The following is a 21262-nucleotide window of genomic DNA, read 5'->3' as shown; positions in this document are numbered from 1 at the left end:
ATGAGGACGCCGACCCGGACCAGTCACGAGTGAAAGCGACCGTGTGGGCGGGTATGAGAACCGCTGTGGCCGCTGGACGACTCCGTGTACAACGCGCCGATCCTCCTGCCGCACCGTCTGTACGAGCTTGCGGTGGAACCACGTGTGGGGTTGCCGCCAGAGCACCGTGGAAGGATGGCCTTCCGGCTTGGTGACACGGCTGGGACCTTGGCTGGGGTGGCGTGGCGGCAACGCAGGCGCGTGGCCTCCCGTTCGTTCGGTTACGACCAGGGGTCGAGGGTGCGGACTCCGGTGCCCTCGAAATCCTTCGCGTTGTGGGTGACCACAGTGAGACCGTGGATTCTTGCGGTGACGGCGATGAACGTGTCGTTCACCGGCTTCGGGTCAGGGACATGGAGACGCGAGGTTGCCACAGCGACAGCTAGGTCCACCGGCAGAATCCTGTCCTTGAACTCCGCGAGTACGTGGTCGTCCAGCCAACTGCGAAGGATTGCACCTTGCCTGGAATCCTTCTGTTCCTGACGTAGGACACCCAGCTCGAGTTCGAATACGACGACGGCGCTGAGGTACATGGTGAGCGGATCTTCAGACTCAGCCCATGACGCGACACCTGGGTTCGGGTTGGTCTTCCGCAGTTCGCTGACGATGTTGGTGTCGAGGAGCCAGCTCACAGGTCAGCTGCTTGAAGTTCGATCTGCACCGGCTCGGTGTCGAAGTCGATGTCGTCGCTGCCTTCGATACGGAGCGCGTTGAGGATGTTGCGCTTCTGCCCGGTCAACTGTCGGTACGTGGCGATGGTGATAAGCGCGTAGGCCGGGGCTCCGCGATCGGTGATGATCACAGGTTCGCGATCGGCGAGCCTTTTCGCTCCGCTGACATCATGATTGAACTCGCGCGCTGTGACCGTAGCCATCGTCGCCTCCTGCGAATGTAGGTATGTGGCTACATTTTAGCCTGAAGGCATGGGCAGGGCAATCACCGCGCGTACGCAACCCCCAGCTCATCCCAACGCGTGGTCGCCCTCTTCGATGGATGCTCACCCTTGCCAGCGCAGCGGAAAAGGCGCATCCTGAGAGGGAGAAAACTCTTCGCCCGGTCGAGTCGTCGGCAGTGCCACACCACCGGGCGTCGAGTTTTTAATCCGTTTTTGGGCTCTCAGGCCAGCAGCGCATGCCGGTCGGCCACGATCGCGTTGAGCAGTTCGCGCTCGTCGTCCTGCTGGCCGATGTCGGCACGACCGAGCACCACGCGCTGCCGTGCGAACGCGAGTTTCGTCGCATCCCGCGTGAAGCGCTGCATGGCGGCCGACTTTCCGCCGGGCTGGGCACGCGCCCACGCCCGTGCCCGCCGCCTGCCCGATGGCGTCGCCAGCCAGTCGATCTCGCCCGGCAGGAACCAACCGGCCGCCGCGTACTCCTCCAACCGCACGCGGGTCACGTGCGCCTCACGTCGACGCAGGAGGATCACGAGAACGACGGCGATGAGGAAGAACGGCACCTGTACGAGCAGGTAGTAGGCGAAGAAGTCCGAGACGAAGAAGCCGGCGCTGTTCCAGAGTGCGTGCAGCAGCATCGCGGGAACCAGTCCGAGTGCCCAATAGCCAAGGATGCCGGCGCCGCGGGTGCGCTGGACGGCGAATCCGACGGCCGCTCCCGTGCAGGCCGTGAACATCATGTGCGCGAACGGCGAGAAGATCTCGCGCACCACGAAGATGCCGGCGAGCCCGCCCGCACCCTGCTCCACGTAGGTGGTGCCGAAGTACAGGATGTCTTCGGTGAAGGTGAAGCCCGCGGCGATCACTGCCGCGTAGACGATGCCGTCCACGGGGCCGTCGAGATAGCGGCGGCCGGCGAACGCGAGGATGAGCACGCCCAGGCCCTTCGCTATCTCCTCGACGATGGGCGCCTGCACGGTGGTGGAGAGCACCTCTGCATTGGTCGTCGCCTCCCCCGCGCCCGCGACGCTGATGCCGAGGTCGACCACGAGGGCGAGCACGACGGAGACGCCGCCGCCCCACAGCAGGGCGAACCACAGCGCTCCGCGGGGCTCGGGTTCCCACCGATCGATCCAGCGCACGGCCAGCAGCAGCACTGCGAGCGGGATCAGGGCGAGTACCAGGGCGACGGCGACGGAGGCGACGCCGAGGGAGAGGGCGAGGTAGGCCAGCACGAGCAGGAATGCCACCCCGCCGATGAGGATGCCGATGACGGCGAGTACGACACCGACGCTGCTGCGCGCGCGGGCGGGAGCACTCCACGCAGGTGCGCGCGGCGGCTGCGGAGACGAGGTGACGGAACTCATGCGCTCATCCTTCCTGACGGAGGCCTTCTGGTGGAGCCGGGCGGGCGCTGCCGGTGCTCACTCGGTGAACACCTTGCCCGGATTCAGGATGCCCTGGGGGTCGAAGACCCGCTTGATCTCCCGTTGCAGCGCGTAACCGTCGTCGCCGAGCTCGTCCGCCAGCCACCGCCGCTTGAGAACTCCGACGCCGTGCTCCCCCGTGAGGGTTCCGCCCAGGGACAGGGCGGCCCGGAACAGTTCGTCGGCAGCCGCCCAGACCTCCTGCGGAACCTCGCGGCCGGTGTAGACGAAGTTCGGATGCAGGTTGCCGTCTCCGGCGTGCGCCACGGTCGGAATCGCGATGCCGGAGCGCCGCGAGATCTCGTCGATGGTGGCGAACATCGCAGCCATCTGCGAGCGCGGAACGGAGACGTCCTCGATGAGCACCTCGCCCTGTGCCGCAAGAGCGGGATGGAAGGCCCGCCGTATGGCGAGCAGCGCCTCGCCCGCCGCCTCGTTGGGCGCGAGCCGCGCGGAGCCGCCTTGGGCCGAGATGATCTCGACGGCGACGGCTGCGTCGGCTGCGGCGGTGGCACCGTCGAACTGCACGAGCAGGAAGGCCGCGGCGCCGGCATCCGGAATCGCCTCGAGGGGCGTGCCGGCCAACACCTGGGGTCCGAGGTACGCGATCACCGCGGCGAGAGCGCCGGTGTCGCACAGTTCCATGACGGCAGGCCGCAGTCGTGCCGCGGTGATGGCCGCGCTGGCGTGCGCCGCCGCGGTGACGTCGGGGAAGAACGCGCCGATCGTCGCGGGCTCCCCCAGCGGAAGCGGGACCAGGCGCACCGTCGCCTCGACGATGACCCCCAGAGTGCCTTCCCGATCCCGTGAGCAAGGCGGTGAGGTCGTAGCCGGTCACGCCCTTGACGGTGCGGTGGCCGGTGCGGAGCAGACGGCCATCGGCCAGTACGACGGCGAGACCGAGCACCGCCTCCCGGGTCACGCCGTACTTGGCGCAGAGCAGCCCGCCGGCTCCGGTGGCGATGTTGCCGCCGATGGTCGAGATTTCCTTGGAGGCGGGGTCGGGAGCGAACCAGAGACCGTAGGGCTGTGCCGCCCGGCTGAGGTCGGCGTTGATGGCCCCCGGTTCGACGACGGCCAACTGGTCGTCGGGCTCGATCGACAGGATGCGGTTCATGCGGGAGAGATCGAGCACGATCGCCCCGTCGCTTGCGATCGCGCCGCCGGCAAGGCCCGTTCCGGTTCCCCGGGGAACAACGGCGACGCCGTACTGGCTCGCAAAGCGCAGGAGCGCCTGCACCTCATCGACCGAGCGGGCGAACACGACGGCGAGCGGAGCATCCTCGCCGACGAAGCCCGAGCGGTCGGCCCGAGCGGCGTCCATGGTCGCGGCATCCGTCGAGACCGACTCCCCCAGCACTGCCCTGAGCATCTCGATCATGCGCCCACCCTACGACTGCGCCGGCCTACGACCCGGCGGAGGCCTCGGTGGCGACCGGGCGCGCCTTGGCGGCCTGGGCACGGGCGGACTCGAGTTCCGCCGCGGCGTTCGCCACCTTGCGCTCCGCCCGCTTGACGTTGCGCTCGGCGATGGACTGGGCGCCGTACCGTGCCTTCACCCGATCGGTCTGCTCTTCAACGCCGGTGACGATGTACGAGAAGGCGATGAGGATGACCTGTGCCGAGAAGTTGATCCAGAGCAGCAGCGCGATGAGTGATCCGAAGCTCGCGAGCAGCGGATTGCTCTTCGCGCCCCCCACGAACAGGCTCGAGAGCACCTGCAGCACGGTGAGGCCGACACCGCCGATGATGGCGCCGCTCCAGAGGGAACGTGCGTTGGGCTTCAGGCCCGAGAGCAAGCGGAACATCACGGCCACGACGGCCGTGTCGATGGCGAAGATGACGAGGATGCTGATGGCCTGCGAACCGCCTTGGTACATCCAGGAGCGCGTGGAGAGGCCGAGCCAGTCGAAGACGACGTTGAGGGCGGTCGTGCTCAAGAAGGTGACGGCTGCCGCAGCGGCGAGCGCCAGGCCGAAGCCGAGTGCCAGCCCGAGGTCGCGCAGGGTGAGCCAGAGGAAGAAGGTCTTGTCGTCGCTCTCGTCGGAGACGGTGCGCAGTGCGATGCGCAGGGAACGGATGGCGCCGATCGCCGCTCCGATGAGGCCCACCAGCGCGAAGGCGCCGGCCAGGCTGAGCGTCAGGGGCTGCACCAGGTCGTCAGGGTCGATGAGACCGCCGTCGCCGACCAGGCCGGGGATGGCGGTGCCGAGGGTGGCCACGAGGGCATCCATCGCATCCTGGTTGCCCGCGAGCCACAGGCCCGCGATCGCGAAGCCGAGGAAGACGCCCGCGAAGATGGAGAACAGGGTGCGATAGGTGACGCTGTCTGCGAGCATCGGCCCGTGGTGCTCCTGGTAGCGCAGGAAGGCGCGGGCCGGCTTGGTGCTGAGTACCCACTGCATTACGCCGGTGAACCAGGCGACGATCGGATCCCACGGATGCTTCTTCGGGGCACTCGACGCGTCGCTCATGCGCTCAGGCTATCGAGCCGCCCCCGCCGGCCTCTGCCCCTTGACAGCCGGCCGGGAATGGCGCGGTGCGAACCGACGCGGCGATGTCCGAAAACCGCTCGTCGGAGGGGACCTGCCGTGGCAGGCTGGAATCATGCCCCAGGCCTCCCCGCACGTGATGTCAGCGGATACGGCGTTCACCGACCCCGTGTTCGCCGAGCGCTACCGCGCCATGAGTTCGCGTGACGCGCGCTTCGACGGTCAGTTCATCACCGGCGTGCACTCCACGGGCATCTACTGCCGGCCCAGTTGCCCCGCGATGACACCCAAGCCCTCCAACGTCACCTTCTACCTCACGGCCGCAGCCGCCCACGAGGCGGGCCTTCGCGCCTGCAAGCGCTGCCTGCCCGACGCCGTTCCCGGCTCGCCCGAATGGAACGTGCGCGACGACCTCGCCGCCCGCGCGATGCGGCTGATCGCCGACGGGGTCGTGGAGCGGGAGGGCGTGCCTGGCCTGGCGTCGCACCTCGGCTACACCCCACGGCACCTCACCCGTGTGCTGCAATCAGAGCTCGGCGCCGGGCCGCTCGCGCTGTCGCGGGCGCATCGTGCCCAGACGGCGCGCGCGCTGCTCACGAGCACCGACATGCCCGTCGCCGACGTTGCCTTCGCGGCGGGGTTCGGCAGCGTGCGGCAGTTCAACGAGACGATCGCCGCGGTGTACGAGATGTCCCCGCGCGAGCTTCGTGCCAAGGCACGCGGCCGCGCCGGCGCTCGTTCGGCGGCTGCGCACGCCGGTGCGGCCACCGTGCGAGAACTCCGCTCCCCCGGCGGCACGCCGGTTGCCGCGCCTCCGAACGGCTCGTCTTCGTCGAACCCGACGGTCGCCTCGACGACGGTCTCCCTGCGCCTGCCGGCTCGGGCGCCCTTCGACGGGGCCGGCGCGCTGGCGTTCCACGGCGTCAGGGCCGTCGCCGGCGTGGAGGCCTGGGACGGCGTCACCTACGCGCGTTCCGTTGCGCTGCCGCACGGGCCGGCATCCGTTCGCCTGCGCGTGGACGAGGGGTCGGGCAATCCCGCCATCGCCTGCGAGGCGACGCTGTCGTCGTTGGCCGACCTGATGCCGCTCGTCGGGCGCATCCGGCGCCTGCTCGACCTCGACGCGGATGCCGACGCCATAGACGCCGCCCTGGCGGCCGACCCGGCGCTTGCCGCCTCTGTTGCCGCGGTGCCCGGAATGAGGGTTCCGGGATCGGTGGACGCGGACGAGACCCTCTTCCGTGCGCTCGTGGGTCAGCAGGTGTCGGTGGCATCGGCACGCACCACCCTCGGTCGACTCGCCGAGGCGCTCGGTGAGCCGTTCGACTCGGGCGTGCTGTTCCCGACGGCGGCGGCAATCGCCGAGAACGGATCCGCCGTGCTGCGCGGGCCCGCCGCGCGCGTGGGCGCCATGCTCGGCGTGGCCGAGCGACTCGCCGACGGCCGGTTGCGCCTGGACGTCGGCATGAGCACCGCCGAACTGACCGCGACCCTGCAGGCCCTCCCGGGCATCGGGCCCTGGACGGCCGGGTACGTGGCCATGCGCGTACTCGGTTCGCCCGACATCCTGCTCACGAGCGACCTGGCCATCCGGCAGGGCGCCGATCGTCTCGGACTGCCGGCGCAGGAGCGTGCCCTCGCTGCCCGAGGCGCCGCGTGGGCGCCATGGCGCAGCTACGCCGGAATACATCTCTGGAGGGCGGCAGCGGCGGTAGCCTGAGCGGTGGAGGGAACATGCCCAGTGTGAGCGTCGTCATTCCTGCGCTCAACGACGCCGACATGCTGCGCCGGTGCCTCGCGGCCCTGCGGGACCAGCTGCTGCTGCCCGACGAGGTCATCGTCGTCGACAACGGGTCGACGGATGACACGGCCCAGGTGGCGACGGATGCCGGCGCGCGCGTCATCCTCGAACCGGTGCGGGGCATCTGGCCGGCCGCTGCTGCCGGATACGACGCCGCCTCGTGCGACATCATCGCGCGGCTCGACGCGGATTCGGTTCCCCCCGTCGACTGGCTCGCGCACATCGAGGCCGAGTTCGTCACCACCCCCGAGATCGACGCCTTGACCGGGCCCGGCGACTTCTACGACGGCAACCCGATCCTCGCGTGGCTGGGCGAAGCGCTCTACATCGGCGGCTACTTCTGGTCCATGTCGATCTGGCTCGGCCATCCCCCGCTCTTCGGATCGAACTTCGCCATGCGCCGGGAGCTCTGGTGGCGCGTGCGCTCGCAGGTGCACCGCGAACTGCGCGAGGTGCACGACGACCTCGATCTCAGCCTGCACCTCGGTCCCGAGGTGATCGTGGCCTTCGACGACACGCTCAGGGTCGGCATCTCGGCGCGACCGTTCTCGACGTGGCACGGATTCTCCCGGCGCATCGAGTGGGCGTTCGGAACGCTGGGCATGCACCTGCCCGAGGCAACGCCATGGCGACGGCGCGCCGCGCGCAAGGAGTACGAGGAGGAGCGCGGCATCGCGGGCTTCACGAGCGCGGGTCCGTGACGGGAACCCGGCTCTGTCGGCGAAGCCGGGCACGCTCACGTCCCTCGACAGGAATCCCGCACTCCAACAGGGATTGCGCGCGTCAACAGGACGGATGCGGGATTTTCCTCCTGTTCGGGCCTCACCTCCCTGTCGGAGCGGTCACTTCCTGTTGAAGCCCGGTCCGTGAGCTTGTCGAAGGGCCGGCACGGGGGTCCCGGTCCCTGAGCTTGTCGAAGGGCCCGCGCCCAGCGTTCGGAACGACGCTTCGACAGGCTCAGCGAACACAAGGCTGGGTCGCTCGCACAGGTCCGGTCCCTGAGCCTGTCGAAGGGCCAGCACCCCGCGCACGGAACGACGCTTCGACAAGCTCAGCGCACGCAGGGCTGGATTGCTCGCACAGGCCCGGTCCCTGAGCCTGTCGAAGGGCCGGCACCCCGCGCACGGAACGACGCTTCGACAAGCTCAGCGAACGCAGCGCTGGGTCGCTCACACAGGCCCGGTCCCTGAGCCTGTCGAAGGGCCCACACCCGGCGCACGGAACGACGCTTCGAAAGGCTCAGCGAACACAAGGGTGGCCGTCTCAGAAGCCCGGTCCCTGAGCCTGTCGAAGGGCCGGCGCCCGGCGCACGGAACGACGCTTCGACACGCTCAGCGCACGCAGGGCCGGCCACTCTCAGGCCGCGAGGTCGCCCGCCGCGGCCCGCCGATAGTGCTCCACGAGATCGCGGGCGAGTTGATGCGGTGTCGTCTCGCACGGGCTGTGCCCCGTGTCGTAGAGCGCCAGCCGCGCACCGAGCCGCTCCGCGAACGCGCGCTGCAGCCGGGCGGGCCACAGGTCGCGGGCACCAGCAGTGACGAGAACCGGCACGCCCGTAGCCCGCACCTCCGGCGACACGTCGGGCGTGCGGAACATCAGCCCGATGATGTCGTCGACACTCTCACGACGGGTGTAGGCGAAGCGGTGACGGGCGAGCGCGAGCCGGCCGGGCAGCACGCGGTTCTTGTTGGTCGAGACGCCCCAGATCATCAGGCCGGCGCCCTGGCGCGGTGTGACGACGCGGCTGATGGGTCCGATGACCGGGATGCCGCGGTACGCCAGCCCCGACTGCGGCGGGCACCCCAGCAGCGCCAGACTCGCCACCAGTTCCGGCCTGCGCACGGAGACGAGCTGGGCGATGACCCCTGCGAAGGAGTACCCCAGCAGGTGCACCGGACGGGCTCCGGCTTCGATCACGGCGACCATGTCATCGACGAACAGGTCGTAGGTGTAGCGGCCCTCTCGCGGACCCGCGGCAGCCGACTCGTACTGGCCGGCGAGGTCGTAGCTCTGCACGTAGAAGCCCGCCTGCGCGAGGAGCGGCATGACGAGGATGAAGTCCTCCTTCGATCCCGTGGCGCCGGGAACGAGCAGCACTCGGGGATCGGCGGGATCCCCGAGCGAGATCATGGCCAGCTCCCCACTGGGCGCTGCGAAGGTGCTGCGCACGGTGCCCTCGGGCAATCGCATCCAGTCCAGGTCTCCGAGGCGATGATCCCGGCGTGCGGCGTCGTCCTCGTCTCGAACGTGCTGCTTCACGCATCCGACATTAGCGATGGCGCGCGCCGGAACCCTCAGGCCCGACGCCGTTTCGCCGGGGTTCCGGCCGCGGGGTTCCGAGTAGCATAACTGGCCGTGTCAGAGCTCGCAACGATCACCACGCGCCTGCGCGCGGCGGGGTGCGTCTTCGCCGAGGAGGAGGCAGCGGTGCTGCTTCACTCGGGCGTCTCGAGCGACGCCCTGGAACGCCTGGTGCAGCGCCGTGTCGCCGGAGAGCCGCTCGAGGTCGTCGTGGGGTGGGCGCAGTTCTACGGACTGCGCGTCGCCGTGGATGCCAACGTCTTCGTTCCGCGTCGGCGCACGGAACTGGTGGTGCGTGAGGCGCTCGCCGCAACACCAGGTGACGCGGTGCTCGTCGATCTCTGCTGCGGGTCCGGCGCCATCGGCGCCGCCATGCAGGCCGCCCTGCCGGATGCGACGGTGTACGCGAGCGACCTGCAGCCGGATGCGGTGCGCGTGGCCCGTCGCAACCTGCCGGCGCATCGGGTCTTCGAGGGCGACCTGTTCGACGCGCTGCCGCGAGACCTGCGCGGCGTCATCGACGTGCTGGCGGTGAACGCGCCGTACGTTCCGAGCGATGAGATCCGCCTCATGCCGCCGGAGGCCCGCGAGCATGAGCCGCTCGTGACGCTCGACGGAGGCACCGACGGCCTGGACCTGCACCGGCGCATCGCGGCGGAGGCTTTCTCGTGGCTCACCCCGGGAGGGCGCCTCGTCATCGAGACGAGCCGGCGCCAAGCCCCTGTGACCGCCGCGGTCCTGCGGGAGGCGGGGTTCACCGCCCTGATCGTGCGCGACGAGCAGATCGACGCGACCGTGGTCACGGCGTCTGCGCCGCAGTGAATGGCGGCGGCCGCGATCGGGCTGTACCCGCCGCAGCGCCGATAGCCTAGGCAGTGTGAAGTTCGCGCATCTCAGGGTCGAGGGCGAATCGGAGCCCCGGTTCGCGGCCGTCATCGACGACGAGGCACTCTTCCTGGCCGACGTCATGCCGAACGCCCCCGTCGATCTCCAGCAGCTCATCGAGCAGGGTGATTCGGGCCTGACGGCCGTGCGCTCGGCCGTGGATGCGGCGGTCGCCGCCGGCGCACGTCGCACGCCGGTGCGCACCCTGCGTCACGCCTCGGCGGTGCTGCGTCCCCCGCACATCCTCGCGATCGGCGCCAACTACGCGGCGCACGCCTCGGAACTCAAGCTGCGCAGCGAGAGCGCCATGACGGTGTTCTCCCTCTGGCCCAACTCGCTCTCCGGCCACGACATGACGACCACCTGGCCGGGCGACCTGTCGCGCGAGGTGGACTACGAGGCCGAACTGGGCGTCATCATCGGCACGCCGGCGAGGAACGTGCCCGTGCGCGACGCCCTCGACCACGTCTGGGGGTACACCGTCGTCAACGACATCACCGCCCGCGACCTGCAGTTCAGCGAGGCGCAGTGGTCGCGGTGCAAGTCGTTCGACGGCTTCACCCCGACCGGTCCGGTCGTGGTGACTGCCGACGAGATTCCCGACCCGCAGGATGTCTGGCTCACCACGAACCTCGACGGCCGCATCCTGCAGGATGCCTCCAGCGGCGACATGGTGCGCACCGTGGCCGAGATCATCTCCTACCTCTCGCGGTCGGCGACGATGCCGGCGGGAACGCTCATCTCGACGGGCAGCCCCGGCGGCGCGGGCTACTCCCGCACGCCGCCCGTCTTCCTGCGCGACGGGTCGACCGTCACCGTCTCCATCGGCGGCATCGGCAGCCTCACCACGCACTGCCGGGTCATCTGAGCCCCGGCGGCCCTACTCCGCCGGTTCGCCCTTCTTCTCCGACGCCTGCGTCGCGGTCGTCACGGCGATGCCCGACAGGCGGGCAGGAGAGAGCCTGCGGGTGACCTCCTCGATCGACATCAGGCCCGCTTCCACGACGAGTTCGGCGACCGGACGCCCGGTGATCAACGCCGTCTTGGCGAGGTTCGCGGCCTCGGTATAGCCGATGTAGGGGATGAGCGCGGTGATCACGCCGACGCTCGAGGCCACCATGGCGGCGAGGCGCTCGGTGTTGGCCGTGATGCCGTCGACGCAGTTGACCCGCAGGGTCCAGCAGGCCTGTGTCATCCACGCCAGGCTCTGCAACAGGGAATGCGCGATGACGGGCTCGAACGCGTTCAGCTGCAGCTGGCCGGCCTCTGCAGCCATCGTGACGGTCACATCCGTTCCCGCGATGGCGAAGGCCACCTGGCTGACCGCCTCGGGGATGACGGGATTCACCTTGCCGGGCATGATCGATGAGCCGGCCTGCTTCGCCGGCAGGTTGATCTCGCCCAAGCCGGCCTGCGGGCCCGAGGAGAGCAGTCGCAGGTCGTTGCAGATCTTCGAGAGCTTGATGGCACTGCGCTTGAGCGAGCCGCTGAACGACATGAACGCCCCCGCATCGCTCGTGGACTCGATGAGGTCGGGCGCCGCCTCGAGCTTCAGCCCCGTGATCTCGCGCAGGTGCGCGATCGCCGAGGTGGCATAGTTCGGATCGGCCGTGATGCCCGTCCCGATGGCCGTTGCGCCGATGTTCACCTCGGCCAGCAGCCACAGCGTCTCACTCAGGCGGTCGTAGTCCTCTCCGAGCGTCGTGGCGTAGCCGTGGAACTCCTGCCCGAGGGTCATGGGAACCGCATCCTGCAACTGGGTACGCCCCACCTTCAGCACGTCCGCGAATTCCTCGCCCTTCTTCGCGAACGACTCCTTGAGCAGGGCGAGCTCCTGCAGCAGGTGCGCGAGCGAGAACGAGAGCGCGATCTTGACGGCCGTCGGGTAGGTGTCGTTCGTGGACTGGCTGCGGTTGACGTCGTCGATGGGGTGCAGGATGTCGTAGCGGCCCTTCTCGTACCCGGCGAGCTCGAGCGCGAGGTTGGTGATGACCTCGTTGGCGTTCATGTTCGTCGAGGTGCCCGCACCGCCCTGAATGACGCCGACCACGAACTGTTCGTGCCTCGCACCGTTGATGATGCGCTGGCAGGCGGAATCGATCCACTTGGCCTTGTCGGGGCTGAGCGCACCCACCTCGAGATTGGCGCGGGCGGCCGCCTGCTTGACCATGGCGAGGGCGCGTACGAGGTCGGGGTAGACCGAGATGGGGCGCTTCGCGATGGGGAAGTTGTCGAGCGCCCGCCGTGTGTGCACGCCCCAGTACGCGTCTTCGGGAACCTCCGCGCTGCCGAGGGAATCGGTCTCGATGCGGTACCCCGGAGAGGCCGTGGCCACCCCCGGTGCGCTCGGATGTCCGGAGGTGGGCGTGTGGGCAGTCATGGTCACAGTGTGGCTCCATTGCCGGTCGTTCGGGTGTGAATCGCGGTCCTCGCGGCCGCGTTTCGAGCCTACCGTCGGGCTCGCGCAGCTTCTTCCGGCCCCGAGCAGGAGTCGTGCGTGGCAGCCCGCGCGCCGCAAGAAACAGCTGGGCAACAGCGATTCCTCCGCCGCCGGAGGATGACGGAACATCAAAGTTCACGTTGAACGTGAACCGTTCATGCGGCGGCCACGCCTCGTTCGCCTGGCCCACCTAGCCTGCCTCCGCGCCTGCAGCGCAGCATCCATCACAACGGAGGAATCACCCCTTGATCACCACCACCACCGGCCTTCGCCGCACTCTCGCCGCCACTGTCGGCACAGCCATCGCCCTGTCCGTCGCGCTCACGGGCTGCTCGAGCACACCGGCCACGACGGCCTCCACTCCGGCGGCCGCTCCGCTGCCGGCGACCCCTCGCCTGGCCTCTGCCGACAACTTCCGCGACATCGGCGGAATCGGCGCCGGGTACGTCACCTCAGATGGCAAGCACGTCAAGCGCGGCGTCGTCTACCGTTCGAACGCACTGACCCTGAAGCCGGCCGACGTCGCGACCGTCCAGTCCCTCGGCGTCACCGAGATCCTCGACCTGCGCACGCCGGGTGAGATCGCGGCCAAGCCCGACGCCGAGATCACCGGAGCCGAGTGGGTCAACGAGAACGTCATCGGCGCCTCGGATGCCGGCATGCCGACGTTCAAGACCCCGCAGGAGGCGACCGCCATGATGGCGACCACCTATCGCAACTTCGTCAGCGACGAGACCGCACGCAAGGCCATCGCCGCGACCCTCACCGAGATCGCCGACAGCAAAGGCGCGGACATCGTGCACTGCACCGCGGGCAAGGACCGCACGGGATGGGTCTCCGCCGTTCTGCTGAGCGTCGCCGGCGTGCCGCAGAAGACGATCACCAACGACTACCTGCTCACCAACCAGTACTCGCGCAGCAGCATCAACGCGACCCTGGCAGGTCTCAAGGCGCAGGGCGGCGACGCGGCTGCCGCGGTGTACGCGCCGCTGCTCGGCGTCGACGCGAGCTACCTCGACGCCACCTTCGATCAGCTGAAGTCCGACTACGGCACCATGGACTCCTACCTCACCAAGGGCCTGGGCCTGTCGAAGAAGACCATCGCGAAGCTCAAGGACCGCCTGGTCGCCTGAGTTCCGCTGCAACGAAAAGAGGGTCCCGCCGACATCGGCGGGACCCTCTCTTCGTTCGCGTGCTACCAGCCGAACGCGGTCTCGATCGGGCCGCGCATGAAGTAGATCAGGAAGCCGATGGCGACGATCCAGAGCAACGGACTGATCTCGCGGGCCTTGCCCGAGAGCGAGCGCAGCACGACCCATGCGATGAAGCCCGCACCGATGCCGTTGGCGATCGAATAGGTGAGCGGCATGATGATGACGGTCAGGAACACTGGCAGCAGCACCGAGAACTCGCCCAGGTCGATGCCCTTGATCTGCGACATCATGAGGGCACCGACGATCACGAGCGCCGCGGCTGCGACCTCGGACGGCACGATCTGCGCGATGGGCGTGAAGAACATCGCCAGCAGGAACAGGACACCGGTGACGACGTTCGCGAAGCCGGTGCGTGCACCCTCGCCGATGCCGGATCCCGACTCGATGAAGACGGTGTTCGAGGAACCCGACGTGAGGCCTCCGGCGACGGCGCCGACGCCCTCGACGATCAGGGCGGACTTCAGCCGCGGGAAGTTGCCGTCCTTGTCGGCCAGGCCCGCCTCTTTCGAGAGGCCGGTCATGGTTCCCATGGCGTCGAAGAAGTTCGTGAACACGAGGGTGAAGACGAGCATGAGCGCGGCGAGGAAGCCGATTCGGCCGAAGTCGAAGCTGACGTTGCCGACCAGGCTGAGGTCGGGAACGGCGAACCAGTTGCCGGTGAGGGCCGGCACCGAGAGGTTCCAGCCGCCCGGGTTCTTCGGCTGGCCGCCGAAGTGCCAGATCGCCTCGACGATGACGGCGATGATCGTGCCGCCGACGAGGCCGATGAGGATGGCGCCCTTGACCTTGCGGGCCATGAGCACACCGGTCAGCAGAAGGGTGATGACGAAGACGAGCGTCGGCACCGTGGCGATCGAACCGTTCTCGCCGAGCCCGATGGGCGGAGAGCCGAAGCCCGTCGACTTGACGAAGCCGGCATCCACGAGGCCGATGAAGGCGATGAACAGCCCGATGCCGACGGTGATGGCGATCTTCAGCTGGTACGGAACGGCGTTGAAGATGAGGCGGCGAAGTCCCGTGGCCGCCAGCAGCACGATGATGAGGCCGTCGATGACGACGAGGCCCATCGCCTCGGGCCAGGTGACCTGCCCGACGACGCTCACGGCGAGGAACGAGTTGATCCCGAGTCCGGCCGCGAAGGCGAACGGAAGGCGTGCGATCACACCGAACAGGATGGTCATCACACCGGCGGTCAGCGCCGTGACAGCCGCCACCTGCGGGAAGGCCAGGCTGTGCCCGAGCACGTCCTTGCCGCCCGAGAGGATGATCGGGTTGAGCACGACGATGTAGGCCATCGTCACGAACGTGACGACGCCGCCACGAACCTCGGTTCCGAGCGTGGAGCCACGCTCGCTGATCTGGAAGAACCGATCGAAGGCGCCCTTGGGCTCGGCCTTCTCGGTGGGTTGCGGCTGGGCCGTCTCAGTCGAATTCACAGATAGATAGTAGGCGCTTTCCGGCGCCCCCCGAGTACCATCCGCACCCCCAGGGTGCGGGCCTGACCGGGATGGTTCGTCGAATCAGCGGTGGAAGGCGGGGATGATCAGGTAGATGCCGTAGAGCACGGCGGCAGCGCTCACGGTGAAGCAGGCGTAGGCCGCGGCGAGCGCCCAGCGCTTCTGGTTCTCGGTGAGGGGGTTCTTCTTCGCGGCCTTCTTGGCCTTCTTCACGCGTTTCGCGGCTGCCTTGGCCTCGGCGGCAGTGACGACGGTGAGCGCATCCGTGTAGGCGGCCGGCTCGACCACAGGTGCCCGACCGGCCACGCTCAGCATGCGCAAGCCGAGTGAGTAGGCGCTCACCACGATTGCCGATGACAGCAGTGCGGCGCCGAACACGACGACGAAGGCTCCCCAGTCGATGATCACTGCGTGACCTTCCGCTTGCTTTCCGGCCGCTTCGGCTTCGGATTGCGCTTGATCTTCACCGCGCGTCCGGATGCGGCGACCTCGCTCGTGACGTTGTGGTGCGAGACCTCGTTCTTGCGCGAGCGCCAGAAGATGAACACGATCACGACGGCTCCGATGGCGGCGTCGATGAGAATGCCGGCGACCCCGATCTCGGCGATGAAGGCGGCCAGACCGCCCACGATCGCCGCTGCCGGCAAGGTCATGAGCCAGCCCAGGCCGATACGGCCCGCCGTGCCCCAGCGCACCTTGGAGCCGCGCCGGCCGAGACCCGATCCGATCACCGAACCCGAAGCCACCTGGGTCGTCGAGAGGGCGAACCCGAGGTGGCTGGAGGCCAGGATCGTGGCTGCGGTGCTCGTCTCCGCGCTGAACCCCTGGGCGGGCTTCACGTCGGTGAGGCCCGTTCCGAGCGTCTTGATGATGCGCCAGCCGCCCATGTACGTCCCCAGGGCGATCGCGATGGCGCAGGCGAGGATGACCCACCACTCGGGGTCGCTGTCGGGCGACTGGAAGCCCACGGCGATGAGGGTCAGGGTGATCACGCCCATCGTCTTCTGGGCGTCGTTGGTGCCGTGAGCGAGGGCCACGAGCGAACTGGAGAAGATCTGCGCGTACCGGAAGCCGTCGCGCCCGTCGGGCCGGCCGTCGTAGCGCCGGGTGATGGCGTACGCGAGCTTGGTGGCGACGTAGGCGACGATGCCGGCCGTCAACGGAGCCGCGAGGGCCGGGATGATGACCTTGGAGAGCACCACCCCGAAATCGATCGGGTCGAAGCTGCCCGCACCCACGACGGCGGCGCCGATGAGACCGCCGAACAGCGCGTGCGATGAGCTCGAGGGAAGCCCGAGCAGCCAGGTGAACATGTTCCAGACGACGGCGCCGATGAGGCCGGCGAAGATGAGTTCGGGCGTGATGAGCACGCCGCCGTCGCCTTCCCTGATGATGCCGCCCGAGATCGTCTTGGCCACCTCGGTGGAGAGGAAGGCACCCACGAGGTTCAGGCAGGCGGCGAGGCCGACGGCGAAGCGGGGCTTCATCGCCCCCGTCGCGATCGGGGTCGCCATGGCATTGGCCGTGTCATGGAAGCCGTTGGTGAAGTCGAAGAACAACGCCAGTGCGATGACCAGCACGACGATCAGGGTGAGATCCACCGGCGTCTTTCTCGTATGGGGCATCCCGGTTCAGATTTCACCGGATGTTCACTGCGATGCGGTTGTCCTCGCGCATCCTCACAACTGGATCGATACTCACACCCCGAGGCACTCTGGTCAACCTGAGAGGACCTCAGCTGACCGTGACGGCGTGCGCCCCGAACCTCGTCCGACTCATTCGACGACGCTGGAGAGGTCGGCGCCGAAGGTGTAGGTGCGCCCGACGCGCCCGACGCGCCCGCCGGCGAGCACGCCGGGCAGCCAGAACCGGGCGTCGTCCCACATCTGCGCCAACGGCACCTCGTCGAGATCGAACCATTCGGGATCAAGTTCCGCCGAGGAACGGGGCTCGCCCTGCCAGGCGGTGCTCACGAAGACGGTGGACTCCTGGCTCCATGCCTCCCGGTGCGGAAAGAGGTAGCGCAGCCGGCCGCGCTCCTGCAGTTCGGCAGGATCCACGCTCAGCCCGACCTCTTCGAAGACCTCACGCACGATCGCCTCACGGGCACTCTCGCCCGGCTCGAGCTTTCCCCCCGGCCCGACGTACTTGCCCTGGCCCAACCCGATCTTCTTGCGCCCGAGGAGAACCTGCCGGTGGCCGGTCGCATCCGTTCGGATGAGGTAGCAGACACATACCTGCGGAAGCATGTTCGCGGAACGGCTCGGGATGCGCGGCTCAGCCGAAGAGGATCGCGGCTTCGTCGTACCGCGACTGCGGCACCGTGTTGAGGCCGCCGACCGCATCCGCGATCGAGACGACCTTGATGTCGGTGCCGCGCAGCGAGACCATCGACCCCCATGCGCTCTCGTGCACGGCGTCGATCGCCGCCATGCCGAGTCGGGTCGCGAGCACCCGATCGTAGGCGGAGGGCGCTCCCCCACGCTGGATGTGGCCGAGCACGGTGTCGCGGGACTCGATGCCGGTGCGCTCCTCGATCATGGGCGCCAGCCGCTCGGCGATGCCTCCGAGGCGCGGGCGGTTGAAGGCGTCGAGACCCTTGTGCGAGTGCGCCTCCTCCATGTCATCGAGGTGGAAGCCCTCGGCGACCACGAGCACCGGGGCGCGGCCTCGGTCGCGCACGCTCTCGACCCACGTGCAGATCTGCTCGATCGAGGTGGGCTGCTCGGGGATGAGGATGGCGTGCGCACCGCCGGCCATGCCCGAGTGCAGCGCGATCCAGCCGACATGCCGGCCCATCACCTCGACCACGAGGCAGCGGCCGTGCGATTCCGCGGTGGTGCGCAGCCGGTCGATGGCCTCCGTGGCGATCTCGACGGCGGTGTCGAAGCCGAAGGAGTAGTCCGTGGCGGCGAGGTCGTTGTCGATGGTCTTCGGCACTCCGACGATGCGCAGGCCGGCATCCGTCAAGCGCCGTGCGGCGGTCAGCGTTCCCTCGCCGCCGATGGCGATGATGGCGTCGATGCCGTTGGCGTCGAGCATGCGCTGGATGTTCTCGGGGCCGCCCTGCTCGCCCTCGAACGGGTTGGTGCGACTGGATCCGAGGATGGTGCCGCCCTGCCGCGAGAGCCCGCGGACGTCGTGCCGCGTGAGGTCGAAGAAGTCGCCCTCGACGACCCCGCGCCATCCCCAGCGGAAGCCGACGAACTCGGCGTCGTGGGAGATGACGCCCTTCAGCACAGCACCGCGGATGACCGCGTTCAGACCGGGGCAATCGCCCCCGCTCGTGAGGATTCCGATCTTCATTGGTGCTGCGACTCCTTGGGAACTGGCAGGTCAGCGCCGCATCATCGGGGCGAGTGGTCCGCTCGGGATTCTATAGGGCGGTGCGGGCGCGTTGCGGCGCCTGCGCCCCCTCGCTCGATGCCAGAGGGATGCGGCCGGATCACAGAGTGCCGTCGAGCGCCTGGCGCAGCAGGTGCTGCAGGGCATCGAGCTGAACCGAGTCGGCGGCCGTCACCTCCTGGTCGCTGCCGTCCAGTGCACGAGCGGCGAGGCCGTGCTTGGAATCGATCAGCTCGGCGATCTTCGCGTCGATCGTATGGGCGGCGATGATGCGCCAGGCCGTGACGGGCTCGTCCTGGCCGATGCGGTGGACGCGGTCGATCGCCTGGGTCTGCTCCGCGGCCGTCCAGCTCAGCTCAGCAAGCACGACGTTGCTGGATGCCTGCAGGTTGACACCCACTCCGGCAGCCGTGAGGGAGCACACGGCGACGGCCACCTCGGGGTCCTTGTTGAAGGCGTCGATGGCGGCCTGGCGTGCAAGGGCGTTCTGGTCGCCGCGCAACGAGACCGTGCGTAGGCCCGCCTTCGCGAGCATCTCCTCCGCTGTGTCCATCACGTCGATGTGCTTGGCGAAGAAGACCACCTTGCCGACCGACCGGGCCAGCTGGGCGGCGTAGTCCGCCGCCAGTGCCGCCTTCGCCTGGCCGATCTTGCGCACCATGGTGAAGACGTTCTCGCCCGACTTCGCCGCCTTGGACTCGTCGAGCTCCGCCTGGGAGACGGCCCGCACGAAGGCGTCGAACTGGTCGTCGTCCAGGTCGCCGCGTCGCAGCCCGCGCGAGCCGACGAGGGCGTCGAAGCGGTCGCGCAGCCGGTACCCGAGGTCGCGCTCGGCCTGGCGGATGCCGCGGCCCAGTTCGTCGTCGAGCTCGACCGGCAGGTCGGCGATGCGCTTGGCCGGCAGGTCGGCCGCAACGTCGACCTTGCGCCGGCGCACGATGCCCATGTCGATGACGGCGGCACGCGCCTCGACGTAGAAGCCGGGCTCCGCCGGCGTGAGGCCGTTCTCCTCGAGCTTGGCCATGAGCGCGGGTGCGGGCCGATCGCCCTGAATCCAGCCCAGGAACTGCCAGATCGCCCGGAAGTCGTCGACATCGTTGATGAGGGGGGTTCCGGTGAGCGCCATGAGCAGCGGGTTCCCACCCGGCGCGCGCTTGCGGATGCTCTCCGCGAGCGTGAGCACGTTGCGCGAGCGCTGCGACTGCAGGTTCTTGATGAAGTGGGCCTCGTCGACGACCATGCCGCGGAAGCCGAGCGTGGAGAGCCAGGCCATGTGGCGCTCGAGCACGTCGTAGTTGACCACGACGACATCGGCGAAGGCGTCCAGGCTCTCGCCGTCGCCGTGGATGACCGTGGCCCGCCGCAGCGGCGTCCAGCGCTCGACCTCACGGGCCCAGTTCATCTTCACGACGTTGGGCACGACGGCCAGCAGCGGGTAGGCATCCGCCACCGAGGCAGCGAGCACGCTCTGCGCGGTCTTGCCGAGGCCGGGCTCGTCGGCGAGCAGGAAGGTGCGGTGCCCGCGGCGAACGGACTCCACGAACCGCGCCTGGTGCTTCATGACCTCGAGGCCCCGCGGGGAGAGCCGGTCGATGAGCGGCGCCTCCGGCAGCTCCATGGATGCGGCCTGGCCGCCGGCGCCGTACTCGAACGACTTGAACAGCGGGCCGAGGAGCTCCCAGTTCGCGAGTCGCCGGATCGGCACGGCGGGTGCGGCGGGTCGGGAGAGGTCGGGTGCGAGGAAGGGATTGGCCAGCTGTCTGGCCTTCACGGACTGCGGGATGACCTGGTTCTCCGCCAGCTGCGGCTTGGCCTCGGGTTCGCGGGTGATGATGAGCTCGTCGGGGCTGAGCTCGGCGCCCGATTCCAGCAGCCAGTCGCGACGGAAGCGCTGCGCGACCGAGGAGACCGAGGCGTCGGCTTCCAGCAGCGAGATGAGGCTGGTGTCCCGCGCCGCCGTCTTCGCGAGGATCTGCGCGATGCCGTCGAGGCGCTTCAGCAGTTCAGGGCGCGAGGAGTCGGGAATCTCGGCAGCGCCCTTCACGCGCGCACGTTCCTCGCGCATGAGCAGGGCGATCACCTGGAACTTGGTGCGGTTGGTCGGCCCGAGCTTTCCACCCTGGGCCTTGGCCTCGACCTCACGCACCTTGCGGGCGAGGATCGGGATGATCGGGGCCTCGTCGTCGCGGGAGCGGGTCCGCGTCCGAACGCTTCGCTGGTCGGGCATCGTCCTCCACATCGTCAAAAGCATCGTCGAACCGGTCAAGACGTGTGGCTCGGATGCTGAAGCTGCGCTCAGGGGGCCCGGACTCAAGCAACGCGAGACATCGCGGTCGAGACGGTGACGGGGACCTTCGGCGAACTCATCCTACTACCGTCAGGCGGCAGTGGAGTTCACGGGCCGCCCGGAATACCCTGTAGCCATGCAGCAGCACGCCCCTGATGGTGCTGACCCGCTCAGCACGGATGACGACGACTTCGTGATCGCGCAGGAATCCGAGTTCGAGGAGCCCTACTCGCCCCCCGATGACGCGGAGCGCGAGTTCGACGACGGTGCCATCGACGAAATCGTCGGGCTCGACGACGAACGCCGCGTCGACGTGGCCGAAGAGGTGCCGGCCGAGGACGAGTAGGGGCGTCCGCTTCGGATACCCCCGCCCCGTACGGCGTTACCCTGAGAGGGTGATCGACGACATCAAGAAGCGCGCCCTGCATCGCACTCGCATTCTCGAGGGCCAATTGCGGGGACTGGAGAAGATGATCGAGAACGAGGACTACTGCGTCGACATCATCACGCTCTCGCTCGCCATCCAGAAATCCCTCGGCTCGCTCAACAAGCTCGTCGTCGAGAATCACCTGCGCACGCACGTCACCGACATGTTCGAGGCGGGCGGTGCCGAGCGCGAGGCCGCGATCAAGGAGCTCATCACGGTCTTCGAGCTGAGCAACAACCGGGGCTGAGCCTT

The 21262-nt window shown here is 68.6% G+C and carries 19 protein-coding genes and 1 pseudogene; 7 read left to right on the top strand and 13 right to left on the bottom strand.

Features of this window, described 5'->3' with window-relative positions:
- Nucleotides 1-260: 260 nt before the first annotated feature.
- The 5 genes and pseudogenes from WDJ51_RS01215 to WDJ51_RS01195 all read right to left on the bottom strand — a co-directional run bounded on the left by WDJ51_RS01215 (nucleotide 261) and on the right by WDJ51_RS01195 (nucleotide 4835).
- Nucleotides 261-671, bottom strand: a complete 411-nt coding sequence (locus tag WDJ51_RS01215) for a type II toxin-antitoxin system VapC family toxin (RefSeq protein ID WP_337850595.1) — start codon at nucleotides 669-671, stop codon at nucleotides 261-263.
- Complete coding sequence (locus WDJ51_RS01210; protein ID WP_337850594.1) at nucleotides 668-913, bottom strand: type II toxin-antitoxin system prevent-host-death family antitoxin; 246 nt, start codon at nucleotides 911-913, stop codon at nucleotides 668-670. Before WDJ51_RS01210 ends, WDJ51_RS01215 begins: the two co-directional genes overlap by 4 nt.
- 242 nt (nucleotides 914-1155) lie before the next feature.
- Complete coding sequence (locus tag WDJ51_RS01205) at nucleotides 1156-2301, bottom strand: PrsW family intramembrane metalloprotease (protein ID WP_337850593.1); 1146 nt, start codon at nucleotides 2299-2301, stop codon at nucleotides 1156-1158.
- A 57-nt stretch (nucleotides 2302-2358) separates the two neighbouring features.
- Nucleotides 2359-3742 (bottom strand): annotated as a pseudogene (locus WDJ51_RS01200) (FAD-binding oxidoreductase).
- A 25-nt stretch (nucleotides 3743-3767) separates the two neighbouring features.
- Nucleotides 3768-4835: a YihY/virulence factor BrkB family protein gene (locus tag WDJ51_RS01195; RefSeq protein ID WP_337850592.1), complete on the bottom strand. Its 1068-nt coding sequence runs from the start codon at nucleotides 4833-4835 to the stop codon at nucleotides 3768-3770.
- Nucleotides 4836-4968: 133 nt separating this feature from the next.
- Here WDJ51_RS01195 and WDJ51_RS01190 point away from each other — a divergent pair, with 133 nt between their 5' ends.
- On the top strand, nucleotides 4969-6573 hold the full coding sequence (locus tag WDJ51_RS01190; protein ID WP_337850591.1) for a DNA-3-methyladenine glycosylase 2 family protein: 1605 nt from the start codon (nucleotides 4969-4971) through the stop codon (nucleotides 6571-6573).
- A gap of 14 nt (nucleotides 6574-6587) precedes the next feature.
- Nucleotides 6588-7355: a glycosyltransferase family A protein gene (locus WDJ51_RS01185; protein WP_337850590.1), complete on the top strand. Its 768-nt coding sequence runs from the start codon at nucleotides 6588-6590 to the stop codon at nucleotides 7353-7355.
- A 655-nt stretch (nucleotides 7356-8010) separates the two neighbouring features.
- On the opposite strand, the gene WDJ51_RS01180 is transcribed toward WDJ51_RS01185, so the two are convergent.
- Nucleotides 8011-8913 carry an alpha/beta fold hydrolase gene (locus tag WDJ51_RS01180; protein ID WP_337850589.1) on the bottom strand — a complete coding sequence of 301 codons (903 nt, stop codon included), beginning with the start codon at nucleotides 8911-8913 and terminating at the stop codon, nucleotides 8011-8013.
- Nucleotides 8914-9009: 96 nt separating this feature from the next.
- Here WDJ51_RS01180 and WDJ51_RS01175 point away from each other — a divergent pair, with 96 nt between their 5' ends.
- Nucleotides 9010-9777, top strand: coding sequence for a putative protein N(5)-glutamine methyltransferase (locus tag WDJ51_RS01175; protein WP_337850588.1), 768 nt, complete (start codon nucleotides 9010-9012; stop codon nucleotides 9775-9777).
- A 55-nt stretch (nucleotides 9778-9832) separates the two neighbouring features.
- Entirely contained in the window at nucleotides 9833-10708 is an 876-nt protein-coding gene (locus WDJ51_RS01170; RefSeq protein WP_337850587.1) for a fumarylacetoacetate hydrolase family protein, read from the top strand.
- A 12-nt stretch (nucleotides 10709-10720) separates the two neighbouring features.
- On the opposite strand, the gene WDJ51_RS01165 is transcribed toward WDJ51_RS01170, so the two are convergent.
- The gene (locus WDJ51_RS01165; protein WP_337850586.1) at nucleotides 10721-12220 is read right to left on the bottom strand and encodes an aspartate ammonia-lyase; all 1500 of its coding nucleotides are present in this window, start codon (nucleotides 12218-12220) and stop codon (nucleotides 10721-10723) included.
- 305 nt (nucleotides 12221-12525) lie between these two features.
- Here WDJ51_RS01165 and WDJ51_RS01160 point away from each other — a divergent pair, with 305 nt between their 5' ends.
- Nucleotides 12526-13413, top strand: coding sequence for a tyrosine-protein phosphatase (locus WDJ51_RS01160; protein ID WP_337850585.1), 888 nt, complete (start codon nucleotides 12526-12528; stop codon nucleotides 13411-13413).
- Between the two features lie 62 nt (nucleotides 13414-13475).
- On the opposite strand, the gene WDJ51_RS01155 is transcribed toward WDJ51_RS01160, so the two are convergent.
- The 6 genes from WDJ51_RS01155 to WDJ51_RS01130 all read right to left on the bottom strand — a co-directional run bounded on the left by WDJ51_RS01155 (nucleotide 13476) and on the right by WDJ51_RS01130 (nucleotide 20523).
- On the bottom strand, nucleotides 13476-14930 hold the full coding sequence (locus tag WDJ51_RS01155) for an NCS2 family permease (RefSeq protein WP_337850584.1): 1455 nt from the start codon (nucleotides 14928-14930) through the stop codon (nucleotides 13476-13478).
- A gap of 84 nt (nucleotides 14931-15014) precedes the next feature.
- The gene (locus WDJ51_RS01150; RefSeq protein WP_443218449.1) at nucleotides 15015-15359 is read right to left on the bottom strand and encodes a peptidase; all 345 of its coding nucleotides are present in this window, start codon (nucleotides 15357-15359) and stop codon (nucleotides 15015-15017) included.
- Nucleotides 15356-16552 (bottom strand): inorganic phosphate transporter, encoded by a 1197-nt coding sequence (locus tag WDJ51_RS01145; protein ID WP_337850583.1) that lies wholly within the window; start codon nucleotides 16550-16552, stop codon nucleotides 15356-15358. The genes WDJ51_RS01150 and WDJ51_RS01145 overlap by 4 nt, the downstream gene beginning before the upstream one ends.
- Before the next feature lie 174 nt (nucleotides 16553-16726).
- Complete coding sequence (locus tag WDJ51_RS01140) at nucleotides 16727-17200, bottom strand: 8-oxo-dGTP diphosphatase (RefSeq protein ID WP_337850582.1); 474 nt, start codon at nucleotides 17198-17200, stop codon at nucleotides 16727-16729.
- A gap of 28 nt (nucleotides 17201-17228) precedes the next feature.
- Entirely contained in the window at nucleotides 17229-18257 is a 1029-nt protein-coding gene (locus tag WDJ51_RS01135; protein ID WP_337850581.1) for a 6-phosphofructokinase, read from the bottom strand.
- 139 nt (nucleotides 18258-18396) lie between these two features.
- Nucleotides 18397-20523, bottom strand: a complete 2127-nt coding sequence (locus WDJ51_RS01130) for a DEAD/DEAH box helicase (RefSeq protein ID WP_337850580.1) — start codon at nucleotides 20521-20523, stop codon at nucleotides 18397-18399.
- A gap of 196 nt (nucleotides 20524-20719) precedes the next feature.
- On the opposite strand from WDJ51_RS01130, the gene WDJ51_RS01125 reads away from it, so the two are divergent.
- Together WDJ51_RS01125 and WDJ51_RS01120 are read left to right on the top strand one after the other, a co-directional pair.
- A complete protein-coding gene (locus tag WDJ51_RS01125; RefSeq protein WP_337850579.1) occupies nucleotides 20720-20929 on the top strand; it encodes a hypothetical protein in 210 nt (69 codons plus the stop codon).
- A 49-nt stretch (nucleotides 20930-20978) separates the two neighbouring features.
- Nucleotides 20979-21257, top strand: a complete 279-nt coding sequence (locus tag WDJ51_RS01120; RefSeq protein WP_337850578.1) for a metal-sensitive transcriptional regulator — start codon at nucleotides 20979-20981, stop codon at nucleotides 21255-21257.
- Nucleotides 21258-21262: the final 5 nt, after the last annotated feature.

It is taken from the genome of Rathayibacter sp. YIM 133350, assembly GCF_037404875.1.
Classification (GTDB): domain Bacteria; phylum Actinomycetota; class Actinomycetes; order Actinomycetales; family Microbacteriaceae; genus Orlajensenia.
Note: the sequence above shows the minus strand (reverse complement) of the source record. Positions and strands in the feature narration are given on the sequence as shown.

Coding starts and splice junctions, on each gene's coding strand:
- WDJ51_RS01125 (WP_337850579.1), top strand. CDS start 20,720: ATGCAGCAGCACGCCCCTGATGGTGCTGACCCGCTCAGCACGGATGAC.
- WDJ51_RS01210 (WP_337850594.1), bottom strand. CDS start 913: ATGGCTACGGTCACAGCGCGCGAGTTCAATCATGATGTCAGCGGAGCG.
- WDJ51_RS01165 (WP_337850586.1), bottom strand. CDS start 12,220: ATGACTGCCCACACGCCCACCTCCGGACATCCGAGCGCACCGGGGGTG.
- WDJ51_RS01185 (WP_337850590.1), top strand. CDS start 6,588: ATGCCCAGTGTGAGCGTCGTCATTCCTGCGCTCAACGACGCCGACATG.
- WDJ51_RS01190 (WP_337850591.1), top strand. CDS start 4,969: ATGCCCCAGGCCTCCCCGCACGTGATGTCAGCGGATACGGCGTTCACC.
- WDJ51_RS01130 (WP_337850580.1), bottom strand. CDS start 20,523: ATGCCCGACCAGCGAAGCGTTCGGACGCGGACCCGCTCCCGCGACGAC.
- WDJ51_RS01140 (WP_337850582.1), bottom strand. CDS start 17,200: ATGCTTCCGCAGGTATGTGTCTGCTACCTCATCCGAACGGATGCGACC.
- WDJ51_RS01195 (WP_337850592.1), bottom strand. CDS start 4,835: ATGAGCGACGCGTCGAGTGCCCCGAAGAAGCATCCGTGGGATCCGATC.
- WDJ51_RS01205 (WP_337850593.1), bottom strand. CDS start 2,301: ATGAGTTCCGTCACCTCGTCTCCGCAGCCGCCGCGCGCACCTGCGTGG.
- WDJ51_RS01135 (WP_337850581.1), bottom strand. CDS start 18,257: ATGAAGATCGGAATCCTCACGAGCGGGGGCGATTGCCCCGGTCTGAAC.